Below are 17837 nucleotides of genomic sequence, written 5' to 3'. Positions count from 1 at the left end.
CCCTGCCTTATTTGTTAATCTCTTTTTTCTTTTTATGAATGCTGTAAATCAGATTCGCGCCCAGGATCAGGGCCACGATGTAGCCGATGGTGCCCAGAGCTGGAATACCCAGAAGCTTTGGCTCCATGTTGGTGGTGCTGATAAAGCTGGAGCCGATGAGCAGCGCGGCGGCAATGATACATTTCACAATTTTGTTGACCATCTGGTCGATGGTGTTCAGCGGCTCCTCGGAGCCGGTAATCTCCAGATTGATCTTGGTCTGTCCCTTGACGGTCATACGCAGCAGATCCAGCGCCTGGCCGGGCAGGCTCAGGGTGCTCTTGCCTGCGTTGTACATCTGGCGGCCCAGCTCCAGCGCCTCCCGCTTGGGGTCCAGGTTCTCCAGACGTTCGGTCGACATGTGGTTGATCATGATCTGAACCACATTGGTCTCCGGGGCCAGCATGCTCAGCACGCCCTCGATGGTCAGAGAGCCGCGGGCCAGCATGGTCACGCCCTTTGGCATGGCGATGTGATGGTTGTTGGCCAGCTGGAGCAGATCCTCCATCATGGTTCCAACGTTCATACTGCCCAGATCCATGCTGCCATACTCGTCCATCATGGTGTCAATATCCGAATACAGCTTGGCGTGGTTGATCCGGCCAGCGTGCACGCCCAGCGACAGCACCACGTTCTTCATTTCCTCCACATCGCCTTTGGCCATGGCCTCCACGGCCTGCTTAAACAAATCCTTGTCCTTTGAGGAAAGGGTGCCCATCATGCCCAGGTCGATCCAGACAATCTGGCCGTCCCGGATACGGATATTGCCCGGATGCGGGTCGGCGTGGAAAAAGCCGTCGTCAATAACCTGCTTGACATAGTTATCCGAAAGCTTGAGGGCGATCTCGTCCAGATCATAGCCCAGTTCCCTGAGCCGGTCGGTCTGGTCGATCTCCTCGCCGGCGATGTATTCCATCACCAGCACTCTGGCGGTGGTGTGCTTGTGGTAGATGATGGGGCTGGTCACGTAGACGATGTCCCGGTTAAGCTCGTAGAACTCGTCGGCGTTGTGGGCCTCGATGAGGAAGTCCATTTCCTGCTGGGCCGTAAACCACATTTCGTCCAGCACCATCTTGAAATCAATGGCGTTTCCGGTGCCGCCGGCGATCTTGAGCAGGGCGGCCGCCCGTTCCAGCAGCGCGATGTCGCGGGCCATGGTGTCCTTGATACCGGGACGCTGCACCTTAACCACCACAGAGCTGCCGTCCTTCAGCTCGGCGCGGTGCACCTGAGCGATGGACGCGGAGCCAAGAGGCGTCTGCTCCAGAAAGGTAAAAATCTCGTTCAGGGGCTTTCCATACTCCTGCTCGATAACGGTCACCACTTCCTCAAAGTCCATGGGACGCACTTCGGTTCTGAGCTTGGTCAGTTCATGGCAGTACTCCACGGGAAGGATGTCCTGGCGCATGGAAAGCACCTGTCCAAGCTTGACGAAGGTCGGGCCCAGATCTTCGATGATGAGCCGCAGCTTGACAGGTGTGATGCCTTTGACAATATCGTATTTGGCCAGTATGGCCATGATTTCCCTCAGGCGCTGCCGGTTATACTCCTTGGGGTTTCCAGCGCCTGAGGGGTCATTTTCATGGTTTAACGGGTTATTCTGCGTCTTTGACCTCTGCGTCTTCTGCATTTTCACGCTCCATTCGGGCCAGCTTATCCTTGATGGCCTGTAATTCTTCCGGACTCATTTTGTCCATGGTCTCAACCACCTTGTCCACAGACGGCTCGTCATCCTTGACCACCACCGTCACGTTTTCCTTGACCTTGTCCCGGATGTTGCGCTTCAGCTCTTCGTTCATCACCTTGCCCTGTTCCACGGTCAGCTCGCCTTTTTCAACCAGCTGATTGATGAGCTCCTGGGATTTCTCAGCAGTGGTCGCCACAGCGCCCACGCCTGCTAACAATACTTTTCTCAGCTCTTCGCCTAAGTTAAAATTTGCCATCTTAATTCTCCTTTATGTTTGGAATCCGCGAAAAGGGACTTTCAGCATCCCTTTTCAAGCCGTTTGCTGTTACTTCATTATAACACAGAGTTCTTTAAATTCAGTTTAATTTTACCCCGTTAGAGACATTTATAAACAGCGGCTCCGATTTCCATAAAGGATTTTCCGGTTTCGGCGGCAATGCGTTTCAGATCCTCGTATTCCGGGCTGCGCTTGGCAATGCCGTCGTAGGTGCAGGCCTTGACGCGCACCGGCCCGTAGGGCGTGTCCACTGTCTCGATCTCCCGGTGCATGACAGCCCGGTCCACCTTGTATTTGCGCAGGCCGATACTGCTGGTTTCGGCGAAGATGTAGCGGGTGAGCGCCTCAGCCTTTTCGGCGTCGCAGATCACGGTCAGCTTGATGGCCGGCCGGTTTTTCTTCATGTAAATGGGCGTGTAAAAGGCATCGCGCACGCCCTGCTCAAAGAGACCCTCCAGCACGTAGCCGGCCGTCTCTCCGGTCATGTCGTCAATATTGGTCTCCATGACCAGAATCCCGCAGGCCTCATCGTTCGTGTGGCCCACAAAAAGCCGCAGGCCGTTCAGAACCTCAAACTCCCGGTCGCCAAAGCCGTAGCCGATGGTGTCCACTGCCATCTGCGGAAAGCCGGCCGAATAGGCCGCCAGCTCTGCCAGAATGGCCATGCCCGTCGGGGTAGCGGACTCGCCGTCCACGCCCTTCGCGTAAATGGGAAAATCGGTTTTACCGATGATCTCCGCCGTGGCGGGCGCGGGCACGGGCAGCAGGCCGTGGGCGCACTTCACAAAGCCCTGACCCGCGTTCACCGCGGAGCCGTAAACCACGTCGGGCGCAATGTCGTGGAAGCAGATGGCCGCGCCTACAATGTCGACAATGGAATCCACTGCGCCCACCTCGTGGAAATGTACCTGGTCCATGGGCACGCCGTGTACCTTGCCCTCAGCCTCGGCCACACGCCGGAAGATGGCGATCGCGGTCTTTTTGACCGCCTCGTCCAGGCCGCTGCTCTCAATGATGTCCACAATATCGCTGAAATGGCGGTGGGCGTGCTCGTGGCGGTCCATGACCACGTGGCACTTGGTGCCGGTGATGCCGCGCTTCTGGGTTTTCTCAATTTCCAGATGAAAGCCCGGCACGCCCAGCTTGGCGAGCTCACGCTCCAGATGCGCGGGATCCGCACCGATGTCCAGAAAGGCGCCCAGCGTCATGTCGCCGCTGATGCCCGAAAAACAGTCAAAATATAATACTTTCATGATTTCTCCTATTGCAGTTGATTAATTTTTGAAGCCAGACAGGCGGCTCCAAAGCCGTTGTCAATGTTGACCACGCCGATGCCGCCGGCGCAGGAGGTCAGCATGCCCAGCAGGGCTGAGACGCCGCCGAAGTTGGCGCCGTAGCCAATACTGGTGGGCACTGCCACCACTGGCTTGTCCGTCAGGCCGCCTACCACGCTGGCCAGCGCGCCCTCCATGCCCGCCACCACGATGATGACGCGGGCCTGGTTGATGACGTCCACGTTGTCCAGCAGCCGGTGTATGCCAGCCACGCCCACGTCGTACAGCCGCCGCACCTGGTTGCCCATGACCTCCGCCGTCACCGCGGCCTCCTCTGCCACCGGAATGTCGGAGGTACCCGCCGACACCACCGCGATGGTGCCCTCAGACACGCGGTAGGGCTCGCGCTTCACCACCACTGACCGGGCTTCCTTATAATAGACCGCGTCCGGCGTCAGCTCACGGATGGCCTCGTAGACTTCCTCGCTGGCGCGGGAGGCCAGAATATTGCCTGTGGTACGGGCCAGCATGTCTGTCACAATGCCGCGGATCTGGCTGAGACTCTTGCCAGGGCTGTAGATGACCTCCGGAAAGCCATTGCGCAGCTCTCTGTGGTAATCGACCTTGGCGTACTCGAGATCGTGGTAGGGCAGCTCCTTGAGCTGCTCCAGTGCGTCCTCGACGCTGGTGTCCTCATTCTTCACCTGTGTCAATAATGTTTTCAGCTGTTCAGCGTTCATTTTTTCACCTCGTTCATGCTGCCGCACTGGTAGCCTGAAAGGTCCAGCGTGACCGTCTTAAATCCAATGGCCTTCAGGTTGTCCACCAGCTCCTGCCGACGGCCCATGAGCCGCTCAAAATCAGCCTCGGCGCACTCGATTTTGGCCACGCTGCCCATATAGCGCAGCCGGTACTGGCGCAGGCCAAGCACCTTCAGGCACTCCTCGCCCTGCTCCACCATCAGCAGCTTTTTCCGCGTGATGGGCTCGCTGCCCGGTATGCGGGTCGCCAGACAGGCCATGGCCGGCTTGTCGGCTGTGGGCAGCCCGTACCAGGCGGACAAGCTCCGGATTTCCTGCTTGGTCAGCCCCGCCTTTATGAGCGGGCTCACCACCATCATCTCCTCCAGCGCCTGAAGCCCAGGACGGTAATCGTTCAGGTCGTCCAGGTTGGAGCCGTCAAAAATCACGTCACAGCCCAGCTCCTGGGCGTGTCCCTTGATCTGGGTAAAGATATTCTTTTTACAGTAATAACAGCGTTTCGGGCCGTTTTCTACGAATTCCGGCACTGAAAACACATCCACGTCCAGCACACAAAGATCGACGCCCATGCTTTGGGCCAGCGCTTCGGCGCTCTCAAACTCGGACCGCGGCAGCATGCTGCCGTTAACGATCATGGGCACTGCCGCGCTGCCCAGAGCTTCCACAGCCACCCGGAGCAGCAGGGTGCTGTCAACGCCGCCGGAAAAAGCGATGCAGGGCTTGTTGTATTCCCGGATCACAGCCTTCAGGCTGTCCAGCTTGCCGGCCAATGCCTTATCTAAAGTGTTCATCTTTTTTTCTCCTGATTTTCATTAATACCCTTATTATACGCTTTCCTGACCATAAAAAAAAGACCAGCTTTAAAGCTGATCTTACATCTGCCCATTTCCTTCGCTCACCCCCTGTCAAAGCCGGATGACCGCTGGTCTGGAGCCGCAGCGCCTCCGGTTTCTTAGAATGGCCATATTATACGCCCGATCACGGGGAAATAAAAGCCTGATCCCATAAGATTCACGGCTAAAGGTTGACACTTCTGTGCAAAAAATAAAAAAGATCAGCAATGCTGATCCGATAAACAAAATGGCAAGGGTGGCAGGATTCGAACCTGCGAATGATGGAGTCAGAGTCCATTGCCTTACCGCTTGGCGACACCCCTACAACGTACTCCGTTCTGAGCACGATATTTATTTTAGCTTTTTTTACAGGATTTGTCAAGAAAATAATTTCGATTTTTTTCAAAAAGTTAAAAGCCCGCAAAACCAGCGCCCGACCCGGCCAGGATTGCCGCAAAACCAGGCGGCAGCGTCCCGGACTCAGGCTTTTGCCACAAAAAAGCGGGGCGCTTCACGCCCCACCCTTTAGACTATTCCATTATATGCTCCATTCCCTGGTTAAAGATGGCGCGGACGTGCTCATCAGCCAGAGAATAAAAAATCGTTTTTCCCTCCCGCCGGTTTTTGACCAGCTTGGACTGCTTGAGCACCCGGAGCTGGTGGGAGATGGCGGACTGGCTCATGCTCAGCAGCTCGGCGATATCACAGACGCACATCTCGGCCTCAAAGAGCACACACAGAATTTTGACCCGCGTGGAGTCTCCGAAAACCTTGAACAGCTCGGCGAGGTCGTACAGGGTCTCCTCGTCGGGCATGCGGTCCATGACGGTTCGCACAATATCTTCATGGGCGTGGGCAAAATCACATCGCTCTATTCCGTTTTTGTCAATCATGGATTTTTCCTTTCATATGAATGATCATTCATATATATTGTACCGAACCAGGCTCTGAAAGTAAAGTTTTTTATTTGGCCGCCTTAAGCTTCTGGGCCAGGGTTTCGTGGTTCTGGCTGTACATGAGCGCGGTCTGCTCGGTAATGCGGCCCTGCCGGTACAGCTCCAGCAGACTGGTATCCATGGTGCACATGCCGTCCTTGGTTCCGGAAAAAATGGCGGAGTCGATCTGGTGCACCTTGCCGTCCCGGATCATGTTGCGGATGGCCGGCGTGACAAGCATGATCTCAAAGGCCGGCGTCAGGCTGCCGTCCACAGTGGGCACCAGCTGCTGGGACACCACTGCCTGCAGGATCATGGACAGCTGGGTGCGTATCTGGTGCTGCTGGTTTGCGGAGAACACGTCGATGATCCGGTCGATGGTATTGGCCGTGCCGGTGGTGTGCAGGGTCGAAAAGACCAGCTGTCCGGTCTCGGCTGCGGTCATGGCGATCTCGATGGTCTCAAGGTCCCGCAGCTCGCCCAGCAGGATAACGTCCGGCGACTGCCGGAGCACCGCCTTCAGAGCTGTCACGTAGCTCTGGGAATCGTGGGGGATCTCCCGCTGGGTCACAATGCACTGGTTGTGGCGGTGGATATACTCGATGGGGTCCTCCATGGTCACGATGTGGCCGCTCTTTTCGTGGTTGATCTTGTCAATGATACAGGCCAGCGTCGTGGATTTGCCGCTGCCCGCAGGCCCGGTCACCAGCACCAGCCCGTTCTTCTTCTGGCTGAGGTCCAGCACGGTCTGCGGTATGGACAGCGCCGCCGGGTCTGGCAGCCCGAAGGAAACCACCCGGATTACCGCTGCCAGCGTCCCGCGCTGGCGGTACACATTGGCTCTGAAACGGCCGATGCCCTTCAGGGCAAAGGAGAAGTCATCGTCGCCGCTCTGCTCAAAGGTCTCGATGGAGCGGCCGCCGCTCAGCCCGTAAATCTCGCGGATCAGGCGCTCGGTCTCCTGGGGCGTGAACACATCGCCTCCGCCCTGGACGATCTTGCCGTCGATGCGGTAGGAGCAGGGAAAATTGGTGATGATGAAAATGTCCGATGCCTTGCGGGCCACAGACTCCTCTAAATAATCCAGTAATTCCATTTACTCGGCGCCTCCCTTCCATAAATCCTTTGCGCTGTTGTCGGTCTGCCACTCGCCGTCGGTCACGGTCTGCCAGCGGATCACAGCCAAACGGTTACCCTCGACCCGAAGCTCGCTTTTGAGCGTGGCGGTATCGCTGATCTTCGTGTCAAAGCGGATGAGGCCGGTCTCCGGCTCGTAGGCCACGCCCCGGTTCAGGGCCTTGAGGGCAGCGGCGTCCGGACCGCTTTCCACCAGCACGCCGTCGATCTGGGCCAGCGTCTCCTGGGCTTTTGCGTCCGCCTCGTAGTAGGCGTTCTGCATGGCCAGAGATTTGTCAGCCATGCGCGCATTGGCCGACGCGGTGGTCAGGCTCAGCACCGCCAGACTGACGAGCAGAAAAACCACAAAAATCATAATGAGCGACACGACACCCACGCTCATGCCCTGCTTGTTTTTACGCATCACTGCACCTCCCCTGCTTCAAAATACCGGGCGGCCGACATAACGTACAGGGAACCGCTGCCTTTGAAGGCCTCGAAGCGCAGCCGCTCAAGACTTCCGGCCGCCTGCGCCTCGGTCTCCGTGTCCACCGCGATGCTGTACACCGCAGTGGCCTCCGGCGTCATCTGCCAGTCCCGGTCATAATAAACACGAACGCCGCTGCTGGTTTTTTCATAGCAGCCGTCCTTCAGCACGCTGTCCAGACTGCCGGTGCCCTTGATGGTCTCGCACAGGGTCTGGCATTGGGCCGCCGCACTGCGCCGGTCCAGGGCTTCGCTGCTCACGAGGCCTGCCTTGGCAAAGAGCTGCACAATGATACAGCAGGCAACAGCAAAGAACACAATGGTGATGATGAGTTCCACAAAAAAGCCTGATGATCTGAAGCGCTGTTTCATTCTGCATCACCCGCTTCCACGGCCGCACCGACGATACTCTGGGAAAAGGCGTGCACCACGCCGTCCCTGCCGGTCACCTCGAAGCTCAGGAGCCCGTTTTGGGCGGCGCTCACCCGCAGGGCGCTGAGGTCCGCGATGCGCATGGCGTTGGCCTCAGCGCCTCCGGCCTGTCCGTCCAGAAAGGCGCTCTCGTACAGGACGCCGTCCTGGCAGTAGATGACCGTCCAGTAAAGCTTATCCCCGATGGTTTCCACAATTTCCAGCCGGTCGCTGTCCGCACCGGGTACCACAGTAATGGCGTTTTCCCGGTTATTCTGGCGCACCTTGGTACTCAGGTAGGAGACCGCTACAGTGGCCTCGGAGGTAGCATCGTAGTTGGCCTTGATGTGCTTGTAGCTGCCGGAGCCCAGAAAGGTGAGCACCAGCGCCGACAGCGCGAAAAGACAGACCAGCGAAATAGGCAGGACAAAGGTTGACAGCATGCTCTCGTTTTGTTTGTTATGAAACATATGCGGCTCCTTTCCTATTTCGGCACCACGCGGATGTCCGGCATCATATTGGACGCGAAGGCATCGTAGTGGACAATGTAGTGCTCCTGATCCACCACCACGCCGTAGTTTTCCGTCAGGTAGTCTAAGCTCGGCGGATAAAAGCCCTCCAGGGAATAGCACAGCACCGCTGAGTTTTCAAGGGCTGTTTCCAGCGTCTGGCCGCCGTCCGTATCCATGCTGGCTGTGGCCCGGCCAAACAGCAGCCATACCAGGAGCACGATGAGCGCAAAGATGATGACCGAGGGCAGAAAATGTATTTTATTCTTTTTTGTTTCCATGAATATTCCCTCTTTCCGCAGAGCAGCCCATCAGCCAATATTGGACATGATGCCGATGAGCGGCAGCAGGATAGCGACCAGGACCGCGCCGATGGCGATGGATAAAAGCGAGACCAGCGCCGGCTCGATGACCGCGATCAGTCCGTCGATCTTATCCTGGGCCTCCTCAAAATAAATTTTAGAAATGTGCGCGGCGGCCCGGTCCAGGGAGCCGCTCTTGCTGCCGCCCATGAGCACCTTGGCATAGACGCCTTTAAGCAGCCCGGTTTTTAACACCGCCTCCTCAAAGGGCTCGCCCTGCTCGACCGCCGCCATGCAGGCGTCGATCTTCTGGCCAAAGACCTGGCTCGACACCGTCTGCCTGGCCAGCCCCAGGGCCTGCTCCATGGCGATGCCGCTGGTCATGAGAATGGACAGCGCGCCCATGAAGCGGGCCGCGTCCAGCCGGTAAAAAATATCCCGTGTCACCACAAAACGCTCCGCCAGCCCATTAAAGAACCGCTTGCCCGCCGGGCTGAACACATAGAACAGCACGCAGGCCAGCAGCAGAACCAGCACCACGCCCACCACCAGCATGATGGCGTTTCCGGCCTGAAAGGCCAGCGCGTTGCCCGAGGCGCCGCTCAGGTCCACCCCCAGCTGCCGGAATACATCTTTAAACACCGGCATAATGGCGTACACCAGAAACAGGACCACCACCGCCATCATGGCGATGAGCAGCAGCGGGCTTAAAACCGCGCTCTTAGCTTGTTTCTTGATGCTGTCCTCCTGCAGGTAGTAATCGCCCAGAGAGGCCAGCACCTCCGCCAGGCGGCCAGAGGTCTCGCCGACCTCGATCATGCCCAGCGCGTATTCCGGAAAGCCGCCGGTTTTTCCCATGGCTTTATAAAGGAAGTATTCTTCCAGCAGATTCTTCTCGACCAATTCCAGTGTGCGCTTAAAGCGGCTGTCCTCTGCGTCCTGCGCCATCATTGACAGGCAGTCGTTCACGGTTACGCCTGAATCCAGCACCATCGACATGCTGGTAAACAGCGCGGACAGTTCCGCGGAGCTCATGGCCTGTTTTTTATTTACTCGTCCCATTCTGTACCTCCCTAATAGGTATATTGCGTTTCATAGGTATTGTCATTGCCATCGCCGATAAAGCCCGACAGGTCGCTTTTCGAGGAGCCTGCCGCAAAGGTCAGGTCCAGCAGGGTCCAGGTGTTGGCGTCAATCTTGAAGCCGACCTCGATCCAGCCCGAATCCTTTACGTAGACCTCGTTCCAGGCATGGTATATGCCCGACGGCGAGATATAGCCGGTCTCCACCTTGGTTGGAATACCGCAGGACCGCAGCATAGCTGCGGCCAGCGAGGCATAGTCAAAGCAGATGCCCGTGTTGGTGGCAAAGGTGTCGTCCACCACCGGGATGTAGCCCGACGGCGGCGACTGGGCCTTGGCCACATCGTAGGTCACGTGGTCCTTGATGTAGGCGTAAACCGCCTTGACCACATCGGCATCCGAGCTCTTGTCTGCGGCCTGCTCACGGGCAAAGGCCACGCAGGCGCTGCCCGCGTCGTAATCCACAATCTGGTTGGGCACCACGAAAGGGGCGAACTCACTGCCGATGGCGGCGTCCACGTCCTCCTCCAGCACCGCGGTATACCGGTTGTCGGCCACATTGGTCAGCAGCCGTATGGAATAGGTACCGCTGCCCATCTGGAGCGGAAAGATCGTGTACTCGCCTGTAGCCGGTATATCATAATTGTACTTCACACCGTCCTTAACCACCTGCAGCTTCGCGGCCACATCGCCCGTGTAGCTTGCCATCACGTAGCCGCTGTCCGCCCCCGTGGTGTCAAAGCCGCCCACATCACAGCTCGACGTGTCCGCGCCCGCGTACTGGGGAACCACCAGCTCCGGCAGCGTGTAGGTGCCGCTCTCCGAAGCCTCCGAACCGCCGCAGCCCGCGCTGGACAGACCCATCAGAAGACATAAAAAAACAGTCAGAAGATATTTAATTTTCTTAATGGGTCTCACCATCCCTCTCCGCTGCACGGCGCACAGGCTACCGTGCAGATATAAAAAATAGTTTCAGCAATTTTTTTGTTTTCATTATAGCATATTTTATAGTCAATAATAAACACTCTTAAAGTAAATTGCTTACAAACTGGAAAAATTTTAAAGATAAAGCCGTTTTTTTGCCGCTTTTTACAAAACCGCTTTCCGGACCGCCCGTTTGGCTTTGTAAAAAAGGCAACAAAAAGCACCCCTTTTTTCTAAAATCCTTTAATAAGTATAACCTTATTCTTTTATTAACCAGATTAATAATAACCTTTAAATCCTGAAAATAGCTTTAATATGGATAAAAGCCCTCTATTCCTGGCCCGAAATCCCTCACTTTTTTGGTTGGTTTAGCATGTCTTTTTATATTTTTACGCCTGGAAAACACACCCTTAACGCCCATTTTACTTGATAAACATTTATCAAACAAAGTCGGGCCTGTTTTTAGGACAAAAAGGCTGGCCTTTCGGTTTTAAATTCGTAATCAATTACAGTTTTATCGTTGACAAACACAGGCGACTATTATAATATTAATCCAATTAAATATGATGCAGGCCTCAAAATAACCTGATAAAGTTTTTTTACCTTTTTCGGATGGTTTTTTTCATAAAACAAACCAGTACTCCTCTGTTTGATTCGCGGCCCGGCGATTTCCCCAATCCTCTGCCCGCGCCTAACTCTATGTTCTGACCATAACATCCGAACCATTCTCCAAAAACAGAAACCATCGTATTTAATTGCCAATTTTGATCGTCTCAAACCCAGGCAATCCTCTGCTCAAACTGCCTGCCGCTTTGAGATTCCTACCCAAAGCCCGAAAGGGCTTTTACCTTTTTTTGCGTTAAACCAGGCCAAAATGGCGGCAGGCGTTGTAGATGCCGTGCTCGTCCACGCTGTCGGTCACATAGGTGGCGGTCTGCTTGAGCGCGTCAATGGCATTGCCCATAGCCACCGTGTAATCCACCGCGCCAAACATTTCCAGATCGTTCTCCTCATCGCCGAAGGCAATGGCCTGGGAGCGGTCCAGCCCGAGCAGCTCCAGCATCCGCTCGATGGCCGACGCCTTAGACACCGCCTCCGGCAGAATGTCCAGCACCAGCGGCGCCACCACCCGGGTTTTTAATCCCTTCTGCTTTGTCTCAATCCGGCCCTTCAGCCCGTCGCCGATGATGGCAAGCTGGTACACGCCGTATTGACGTGACCGCTCCGGCGCGCCTTCAATGCTCACATCAAAATCGACCGCGTAGGGGCTTTCATTCCAGCACAGCACATTGCCTGCCGTGCTCTCGAGCACCACCGCCACGCCGCTGACGTTTCGGAGCTCACCCAGCAGCTCTGCCACCACCTCCGGCTCAAGGAGCTGCCGCCACACCTCCACACCCTGGTGGGTCAGGCTCAGGCCGTTGGCCGCAATGTAGGTATCCATCTCCAGGTCGGCCACAAACTGGCGGATCACACTGGGCTCACGGCCCGTCACAATGACTGGCTGAATACCGTTCTGCCGGAGCTCGCGCAGCGCCTGCCGCGCCGATTCCGGCACCCGGTCCAGAAAATTGCTGCTCTCGACCCGGTGGCTGGCCAGAGTCCCGTCAATATCAAAAAAAGCGACGCGTATTTTTTTCCTCATGTTTTTCCTCTTTCGTTTTGTTTTTTCAGTTGTTTTTCTTCCGAATGGCCTACTTCTTCCGCACCTCGTAATACCCGTAACGCTCTACCGGACCGTCCAGGCCGGCCAGCTTTTCCAGCTGAACCTTCAGGTTGGCGGTTTTGACATTGTGGGCCACTGCCATTCCGCCCTTGAAGCTGACGATCACGACCGCCGCGTAAACGGTCTGGCGGTCTGTCACAATTTTAAGCAGGGTTCCAAAATCCTTCATCTCCTCTGTGGTAACGCTGCGAATGTCCCGCAGCTCAAGCCGCTGCCCTTTGTCATAGGCGATGATGGTCGCCACGCCGTCGATGTCAAGGATATAAGCCTTTTTAAAATCTGCGAGCGCCGTAAAGTTCTCGCCCTCAAAATAGATGATCTTATAATTCATGAATATACCACCTTTGACGGGGCCCGTCCGGGTCCCCTGAAATCTTTTGACCATGGGCTCACCGCCCTTTGCCTAGTGCTTTGCCAGGATCACCCGGGTCTCCTTTGCGATGTCCTTCGCGACGCCGTCGGGCACGCCCTGGTCGATGATCAGCCCGGTTACGTCCTTCCAGCCCGCGTAAGCGAACAGGCCGGCGCTCTGGCATTTGCTGCTGTCGCACACCGTGTAGGTGGCTGTGCTGGCCGCGATGACCTTTTTTTTGAACTCAGCCTCCTCATAGGACAGCGTTGACGGGCCAGCCAGTCCCTTGAAGCCGTCAGAGCCCAAAAACGCGATGTCAGCGTGCACAGCCGCCAGCGCGCCGGTGGCCCAGTCGCCCACCGCGGCCTTGCTGCTGCTGCGAACCAGGCCGCCAAACAGGTAGACCGCGTTGTCCGACTCGGCCAGCATGGCCGCAATGGTCACCGAGTTGGTGAAAATGGTCAGGCCTTCCTTTAAGAGCAGCTGCCTGGCGATGGCGCCAGTCGTGCTTCCCGTATCCAGGATCACAGCGCAGCCGGGGTGGAGCAGCCGCATGGCAGCAGTGGCGATGGCCGCCTTGGCGTCGGCGTGCTCAGACTCCTTAACGTTTAACGGACGCTCCACAAAGTCACTCTTGGCGATGGCGCCGCCGTGGCTTTTGGTGGCGATGCCCTCCTCCTCCAGATAGATGATATCCTTTCGGATGGTCTCGGTCGAGACGCCAAAGCGTTCGGACAGCTCCCCGACCTTGATGCTGCCCTCCTTCATCAGGATCTGGGCGATCCGGTTCCGCCGGTCTGCCGTCAGTGATTTGCTCATGTTCTGTGCCTCCCTCTTCTTTTTTACTATTTTAACATATTTTTCCAACCAATCACAACTATAAAAATGCGAATAATTTTGATTTTCCGCTTGACAGCAATTAATCGCAATGTTATACTTTGGATAAGTTGTGAAATATATTTGTTTTACTGGCGAATTATTGTGATTTTAAAGAAGCGAGGTATAAAGATGAAAGCGAAAGCAGTCCGTCTCTACGGAAAAGATGATTTACGGTTGGAAGAATTTGAGCTGCCCAGGATCAAGGACGACGAGGTTCTGGTCAAGGTTATGAGCGACAGCATCTGCATGTCGACCTACAAACTGGTGGATCAGGGCAAGGCACACAAGCGCTGCCCCCAGAACGTGGACACCCATCCGGTCATCATCGGCCATGAGTTTGCCGGTGTGATCGTGGAGGTCGGCGAAAAATGGAAGGACCAATTTAAGCCCGGCCAGAAATTCGCGCAGCAGCCAGCCCTCAACTACAAAGGAAAGCTGGACTCTCCAGGCTACTCCTACGAATGGTGCGGCGGCGCCACCACCTACTGCATCATGCCCCACGAAGTCATGGAGCTGGGCTGCCTGATGCCTTACGATGGCAAAAGCTTTTACAAGGCTTCTCTGGGTGAGCCCATGAGCTGCATCATCGGCGGCTACCACTCCAATTACCACACCAATAAACGGGACCACCGCCACGCCATGGGCACCAAGGCCGACGGCAGTATCCTTATTCTGGGCGGCTGCGGGCCCATGGGGCTGGGCGCAGTGGAATACGGCCTCAGCTTTGAGAACAAGCCCCGCCGCATTGTGGTGACCGACATCGATGACGCCCGTATCGAACGGGCCAAGGAGGTGATCTCACCGGAGCACGCAGCACAGAAGGGCATCGAGCTGGTTTACGTCAATACCGCGTCCTCGGAGGACCCTTACGCAGAGCTGATGGCCCTCTCCGGAGGACTGGGCTACGACGACGTCTTTGTGTACGCTCCCATCCGCCAGGTGGCTGAGCTGGGCGACCGGCTGCTGGCCTTTGACGGCTGCATGAACTTCTTTGCCGGTCCCTCTGACAAAAACTTTATGGCCGGCATTAACCTGTACAATGTCCACTACACCAGCAGCCATATCATGGGAACCACCGGCGGCGACAACAACGACCTCATCGAGGCCAACGCCCTGGCCGCCAAAGGCGTGATCGACCCGTCGGTCATGGTTACCCACATCGGCGGCATTGACAGCATCGCAGAAGCGACCCAGAATCTGCCAAAGCTTCCCGGCGGTAAAAAGCTGACCTACACGCAGTTCGATCTGCCTTTGACGGCCATTGAAGATTTTGCTAAACTGGGAGAGACAGACCCGCTGTTTAAAAAACTGGCCGATTGCTGCGCTGCCCACAACGGATTGTGGAACGATGAAGCTGAAGCCATTTTGTTTGAGCATTTTGGCATTTGCACCGAAGCGTAAGCACACCCGCCACCTGACAGCACTGAGCCGACACCATTATTAACACATTTTGTAAATTTTGAAGGAGAAGTATCATGAAAGAGAAAGTTCAGGTTTTCGGCCGTTTTTTAAGCAGTATGGTCATGCCCAATATCGGGGCCTTTATCGCCTGGGGGCTGATCGCCGCCCTCTTTATCAAAACCGGATGGTGGCCCAACGAACAGCTTGCCCAGCTGGTGGACCCCATGAGCCAGTATCTGCTGCCACTGCTCATCGCCTACACGGGCGGTAAGCTCACCGGCGGCTCCCGCGGCGGCGTCATGGCGGCCATCGCCACCATGGGCGTTATCGTGGCTACCGATGTGCCCATGTTTTTAGGCGCCATGATCATGGGGCCCTTTGCCGGCTGGGTCATCAAAAAATTTGACGCGCTGGTCGAAGGACACATCAAGGCTGGCTTTGAAATGTTGATCAACAATTTTTCCGTGGGCATACTCGGCGGCATTCTCGCCATTCTGGCCTACTATGTCTTTGCGCCTGCCATGCTGGCCGCCACAAGCGCCATGGCCTCCGGCGTCCAGTTCTTTGTAACCCACAACATTCTGCCCCTTGCCAGCCTCTTTATTGAGCCGGCCAAGGTTTTATTCCTGAACAACGCCATCAATCACGGTATCCTGACACCCCTCGGATTACAGCAGGTTCAGGAGGTTGGCAAATCCATCTTTTTCCTCATGGAATCCAACCCCGGACCTGGTCTCGGCATCCTGCTGGCCTACTGTATCGCCGGTAAGGGCAGCGCGCGGGATACGGCGCCGGGCGCTATCATCATCCACTTTTTCGGCGGTATCCACGAGATTTATTTCCCCTATGTGCTCATGAATCCTGTCCTGCTGCTGGCGGTTATGGGCGGCGGAGCCGCCGGCGTCTTTACCTTTAACCTGCTGGGCGCAGGGCTGGTCGGGCCGGCTTCGCCGGGCTCCATTCTCGCCATCATGGCCATGGTCCCCAAGAGTGGCGGCTATCTGGGCGTGCTGGCCGGTGTGGCAGTCGCGGCGGCGGTCTCTTTCGCCATTGCCTTGCCCCTGCTCAAAGTCTTTGGCAAGGATGAAAACCTGGAGGACGCCATCGCTAAAAAGGACGCCATGAAAGCGGCCTCAAAGGGCCAGGACGCGCCTGTCCTGAGCCCGGATACCGACGTGTCTGCCATCCGCCACATTGTCTTTGCCTGTGACGCGGGCATGGGCTCCTCCGCCATGGGCGCCACGGTTCTCAGCAAAAAGCTGAACGCCGCGGGCCGGAGCGACATCACGGTGGAGCACGCCTCTGTCTCCGATATTCCGTCCCACGCCCAGATTGTCGTCACCCATCAGGACCTGAGGGAACGGGCCGCTCACAGCGCGCCCCAGGCAGAACTTGTGCTGATTACCAACTTCATGAATGCGCCGGAGTACGATGTGCTGGCGGCCCGCCTGTCCCAGCAAAACGCCCCGTCCAGCCGCGAGAAAGCCGTCAGCGGGCCTGAGAACAAAACCGCCGGAAATGGCTCCGATATCCTGCCCCTTGCCAACATCCGGATCAACTGCACCGCCGATGACAAGGAAGCCGTGATCCGCCGGGCCGGCCAGATGCTGGTGGACGGCGGCTATGTGGAGGCCGACTATATCCCGGCCATGCTCGCCCGCGAGGCCTCCTTCGCCACCCATATCGGAAACGGCATCGCCATCCCCCACGGCGTCGAGGAAGCCAAGGCCAAAATCCAAAGGACCGGCCTGTCCCTCCAGCTTTTCCCTGACGGCACCCCCTGGGACGAGGTCACTGTAAAGGTGGTGATCGGCATCGCCGGTGCCGGCGACGACCACCTCGACATTCTGGCCAATATCGCCACCAAGCTGGCCACACCAGAGGCCGTCGACGCCCTGATGGATAAAACGCCAGAGGCGCTTCAGGTATTCTTTACACAGGCGTAAGCCTCATCATCATATCAAAAGAAAGCCCGCACATTCCGTGCGGGCTTTACTGGATTTTTGGACTCTGTGTTCTAGCTCCATATCTCCACATGGTCAAACTGTCGGTCCGGGTATTCGATGACACCCAGCCCCAGCGCCCGGGCCGCGCCGGCCACTTCGTCATAGGGCACGCCGGGGCAGTACAGATCCGCGGCGTGGCCGCTCAGGTGCCAGGAGTTCTCAATGCCGCCCACCTCGGTGTTCCGCTCTATGCACCGGACGCCCGAGGTGATGATGATGGGACGGTCAAACACACACCGCAGCGCCTCCACCTTTTCCAGGAGCTCCGGGTCCATCTGCGCGGGCCAGCCGTCACAGTAGCCTGCGCAGTCACAGGCATACTCGTCCATCAGAAAGTGGGCTGACGCCCAGGGGCCGTCGGTGTGAATGGGATCCTCGGGCAGGGGGTGCTCAATGACGGACCCATCTGGCGGTGTCTCGGTCTCGGGCGCCGGCTCAGGCTCCGATACCTCCGGCCCGGGCGCGGTCACCGGCGGCGGCTGGAGAACCGGCGGTTCTGGCGGCCCGGCCTGAAAGCTGGTGAAAAACACACCACTGGTCACCACGACCAGCACGGCTGTCAGTGTAATGAATATGCGTCTGTAAAATTTTCTCATTAAATCTCCTTTTTCTGCTGCGGCGCGGTGGGGAGCCGCGCCATCAAAAAAGGGCTTTCGCCCTTTTTTTACTCGACTGCCACGTCGGTGGTGGTGGTGTCCACGCGCTTGGCGCCGGACATTCTGGTGAGCCCGAAGCCCTCGGGCTTGAAGATGTCGTCGGCCACGATGCCGGCCGCGCCGGTTTTGACCTCCTCGTCGGTGATGCCCTCTTTGTAATGCGGAATGGTCATTCTGAATT

At 56.8% G+C, this 17837-nt stretch carries 20 protein-coding genes and 1 tRNA gene; 2 read left to right on the top strand and 19 right to left on the bottom strand.

What is annotated here, in order from left to right:
• Window positions 1–7: 7 nt before the first annotated feature.
• From I2B62_RS05505 to I2B62_RS05425, 17 genes are all read right to left on the bottom strand, one after another.
• The gene (locus I2B62_RS05505; RefSeq protein WP_195267994.1) at window positions 8–1669 is read right to left on the bottom strand and encodes an AarF/UbiB family protein; all 1662 of its coding nucleotides are present in this window, start codon (window positions 1667–1669) and stop codon (window positions 8–10) included.
• Window positions 1635–1982, bottom strand: a complete 348-nt coding sequence (locus I2B62_RS05500; RefSeq protein WP_195267993.1) for a phasin family protein — start codon at window positions 1980–1982, stop codon at window positions 1635–1637. Before I2B62_RS05500 ends, I2B62_RS05505 begins: the two co-directional genes overlap by 35 nt.
• Window positions 1983–2101: 119 nt before the next feature.
• Window positions 2102–3256 carry a nickel pincer cofactor biosynthesis protein LarC gene (gene larC, locus I2B62_RS05495; protein WP_195267992.1) on the bottom strand — a complete coding sequence of 385 codons (1155 nt, stop codon included), beginning with the start codon at window positions 3254–3256 and terminating at the stop codon, window positions 2102–2104.
• Window positions 3257–3264: 8 nt separating this feature from the next.
• Complete coding sequence (gene larB, locus I2B62_RS05490; protein ID WP_195267991.1) at window positions 3265–4017, bottom strand: nickel pincer cofactor biosynthesis protein LarB; 753 nt, start codon at window positions 4015–4017, stop codon at window positions 3265–3267.
• Window positions 4014–4829, bottom strand: a complete 816-nt coding sequence (gene larE / locus I2B62_RS05485; RefSeq protein ID WP_195267990.1) for an ATP-dependent sacrificial sulfur transferase LarE — start codon at window positions 4827–4829, stop codon at window positions 4014–4016. The genes larB and larE overlap by 4 nt, the downstream gene beginning before the upstream one ends.
• A gap of 290 nt (window positions 4830–5119) precedes the next feature.
• Window positions 5120–5194 (bottom strand) — tRNA-Gln (locus I2B62_RS05480).
• 207 nt (window positions 5195–5401) lie between these two features.
• Complete coding sequence (locus I2B62_RS05475; RefSeq protein WP_013378785.1) at window positions 5402–5764, bottom strand: metalloregulator ArsR/SmtB family transcription factor; 363 nt, start codon at window positions 5762–5764, stop codon at window positions 5402–5404.
• A gap of 70 nt (window positions 5765–5834) precedes the next feature.
• A complete protein-coding gene (locus I2B62_RS05470) occupies window positions 5835–6902 on the bottom strand; it encodes a PilT/PilU family type 4a pilus ATPase (protein ID WP_195267989.1) in 1068 nt (355 codons plus the stop codon).
• Window positions 6903–7346: a hypothetical protein gene (locus tag I2B62_RS05465; RefSeq protein WP_195267988.1), complete on the bottom strand. Its 444-nt coding sequence runs from the start codon at window positions 7344–7346 to the stop codon at window positions 6903–6905.
• Window positions 7346–7780: a hypothetical protein gene (locus tag I2B62_RS05460; protein WP_195267987.1), complete on the bottom strand. Its 435-nt coding sequence runs from the start codon at window positions 7778–7780 to the stop codon at window positions 7346–7348. Before I2B62_RS05460 ends, I2B62_RS05465 begins: the two co-directional genes overlap by 1 nt.
• The gene (locus I2B62_RS05455; RefSeq protein ID WP_195267986.1) at window positions 7777–8289 is read right to left on the bottom strand and encodes a DUF4860 domain-containing protein; all 513 of its coding nucleotides are present in this window, start codon (window positions 8287–8289) and stop codon (window positions 7777–7779) included. Before I2B62_RS05455 ends, I2B62_RS05460 begins: the two co-directional genes overlap by 4 nt.
• Window positions 8290–8303: 14 nt before the next feature.
• Window positions 8304–8609, bottom strand: coding sequence for a hypothetical protein (locus I2B62_RS05450; protein ID WP_195267985.1), 306 nt, complete (start codon window positions 8607–8609; stop codon window positions 8304–8306).
• 30 nt (window positions 8610–8639) lie between these two features.
• The gene (locus I2B62_RS05445) at window positions 8640–9692 is read right to left on the bottom strand and encodes a type II secretion system F family protein (RefSeq protein ID WP_195267984.1); all 1053 of its coding nucleotides are present in this window, start codon (window positions 9690–9692) and stop codon (window positions 8640–8642) included.
• 11 nt (window positions 9693–9703) lie between these two features.
• Window positions 9704–10633 (bottom strand): transglutaminase-like domain-containing protein, encoded by a 930-nt coding sequence (locus tag I2B62_RS05440; RefSeq protein ID WP_207735955.1) that lies wholly within the window; start codon window positions 10631–10633, stop codon window positions 9704–9706.
• Between the two features lie 862 nt (window positions 10634–11495).
• A complete protein-coding gene (locus I2B62_RS05435) occupies window positions 11496–12281 on the bottom strand; it encodes an HAD family hydrolase (RefSeq protein WP_195267982.1) in 786 nt (261 codons plus the stop codon).
• A 49-nt stretch (window positions 12282–12330) separates the two neighbouring features.
• Window positions 12331–12693, bottom strand: a complete 363-nt coding sequence (locus tag I2B62_RS05430) for a hypothetical protein (protein ID WP_195267981.1) — start codon at window positions 12691–12693, stop codon at window positions 12331–12333.
• A 72-nt stretch (window positions 12694–12765) separates the two neighbouring features.
• Window positions 12766–13533 (bottom strand): DeoR/GlpR family DNA-binding transcription regulator, encoded by a 768-nt coding sequence (locus tag I2B62_RS05425; RefSeq protein ID WP_195267980.1) that lies wholly within the window; start codon window positions 13531–13533, stop codon window positions 12766–12768.
• A gap of 189 nt (window positions 13534–13722) precedes the next feature.
• Between I2B62_RS05425 and I2B62_RS05420 the strand changes: the two genes are divergently transcribed.
• Together I2B62_RS05420 and I2B62_RS05415 are read left to right on the top strand one after the other, a co-directional pair.
• Entirely contained in the window at window positions 13723–14994 is a 1272-nt protein-coding gene (locus I2B62_RS05420; protein ID WP_195267979.1) for a zinc-binding dehydrogenase, read from the top strand.
• A gap of 74 nt (window positions 14995–15068) precedes the next feature.
• Window positions 15069–16940: a PTS mannitol transporter subunit IICBA gene (locus tag I2B62_RS05415; protein ID WP_195267978.1), complete on the top strand. Its 1872-nt coding sequence runs from the start codon at window positions 15069–15071 to the stop codon at window positions 16938–16940.
• Window positions 16941–17011: 71 nt separating this feature from the next.
• On the opposite strand, the gene I2B62_RS05410 is transcribed toward I2B62_RS05415, so the two are convergent.
• Window positions 17012–17596: a D-Ala-D-Ala carboxypeptidase family metallohydrolase gene (locus tag I2B62_RS05410; protein ID WP_195267977.1), complete on the bottom strand. Its 585-nt coding sequence runs from the start codon at window positions 17594–17596 to the stop codon at window positions 17012–17014.
• A 68-nt stretch (window positions 17597–17664) separates the two neighbouring features.
• The gene (locus I2B62_RS05405; RefSeq protein ID WP_347707797.1) at window positions 17665–17829 is read right to left on the bottom strand and encodes a DUF2922 domain-containing protein; all 165 of its coding nucleotides are present in this window, start codon (window positions 17827–17829) and stop codon (window positions 17665–17667) included.
• Window positions 17830–17837: the final 8 nt, after the last annotated feature.

The sequence above is a fragment of the Eubacterium sp. 1001713B170207_170306_E7 genome (assembly GCF_015547515.1).
Taxonomy (GTDB): Bacteria; Bacillota; Clostridia; order Eubacteriales; family Eubacteriaceae; genus Eubacterium.
This window is presented reverse-complemented; position numbering and strand designations above follow the sequence as displayed.

Excerpts from the sequence above, each read along its gene's own strand:
- I2B62_RS05505 (WP_195267994.1), bottom strand. The coding sequence starts at position 1,669 with ATGCAGAAGACGCAGAGGTCAAAGACGCAGAATAACCCGTTAAACCAT.
- I2B62_RS05500 (WP_195267993.1), bottom strand. The coding sequence starts at position 1,982 with ATGGCAAATTTTAACTTAGGCGAAGAGCTGAGAAAAGTATTGTTAGCA.
- larC (WP_195267992.1), bottom strand. The coding sequence starts at position 3,256 with ATGAAAGTATTATATTTTGACTGTTTTTCGGGCATCAGCGGCGACATG.
- larB (WP_195267991.1), bottom strand. The coding sequence starts at position 4,017 with ATGAACGCTGAACAGCTGAAAACATTATTGACACAGGTGAAGAATGAG.
- larE (WP_195267990.1), bottom strand. The coding sequence starts at position 4,829 with ATGAACACTTTAGATAAGGCATTGGCCGGCAAGCTGGACAGCCTGAAG.
- I2B62_RS05475 (WP_013378785.1), bottom strand. The coding sequence starts at position 5,764 with ATGATTGACAAAAACGGAATAGAGCGATGTGATTTTGCCCACGCCCAT.
- I2B62_RS05470 (WP_195267989.1), bottom strand. The coding sequence starts at position 6,902 with ATGGAATTACTGGATTATTTAGAGGAGTCTGTGGCCCGCAAGGCATCG.
- I2B62_RS05465 (WP_195267988.1), bottom strand. The coding sequence starts at position 7,346 with ATGCGTAAAAACAAGCAGGGCATGAGCGTGGGTGTCGTGTCGCTCATT.
- I2B62_RS05460 (WP_195267987.1), bottom strand. The coding sequence starts at position 7,780 with ATGAAACAGCGCTTCAGATCATCAGGCTTTTTTGTGGAACTCATCATC.
- I2B62_RS05455 (WP_195267986.1), bottom strand. The coding sequence starts at position 8,289 with ATGTTTCATAACAAACAAAACGAGAGCATGCTGTCAACCTTTGTCCTG.
- I2B62_RS05450 (WP_195267985.1), bottom strand. The coding sequence starts at position 8,609 with ATGGAAACAAAAAAGAATAAAATACATTTTCTGCCCTCGGTCATCATC.
- I2B62_RS05445 (WP_195267984.1), bottom strand. The coding sequence starts at position 9,692 with ATGGGACGAGTAAATAAAAAACAGGCCATGAGCTCCGCGGAACTGTCC.
- I2B62_RS05440 (WP_207735955.1), bottom strand. The coding sequence starts at position 10,633 with ATGGTGAGACCCATTAAGAAAATTAAATATCTTCTGACTGTTTTTTTA.
- I2B62_RS05435 (WP_195267982.1), bottom strand. The coding sequence starts at position 12,281 with ATGAGGAAAAAAATACGCGTCGCTTTTTTTGATATTGACGGGACTCTG.
- I2B62_RS05430 (WP_195267981.1), bottom strand. The coding sequence starts at position 12,693 with ATGAATTATAAGATCATCTATTTTGAGGGCGAGAACTTTACGGCGCTC.
- I2B62_RS05425 (WP_195267980.1), bottom strand. The coding sequence starts at position 13,533 with ATGAGCAAATCACTGACGGCAGACCGGCGGAACCGGATCGCCCAGATC.
- I2B62_RS05420 (WP_195267979.1), top strand. The coding sequence starts at position 13,723 with ATGAAAGCGAAAGCAGTCCGTCTCTACGGAAAAGATGATTTACGGTTG.
- I2B62_RS05415 (WP_195267978.1), top strand. The coding sequence starts at position 15,069 with ATGAAAGAGAAAGTTCAGGTTTTCGGCCGTTTTTTAAGCAGTATGGTC.
- I2B62_RS05410 (WP_195267977.1), bottom strand. The coding sequence starts at position 17,596 with ATGAGAAAATTTTACAGACGCATATTCATTACACTGACAGCCGTGCTG.
- I2B62_RS05405 (WP_347707797.1), bottom strand. The coding sequence starts at position 17,829 with ATGACCATTCCGCATTACAAAGAGGGCATCACCGACGAGGAGGTCAAA.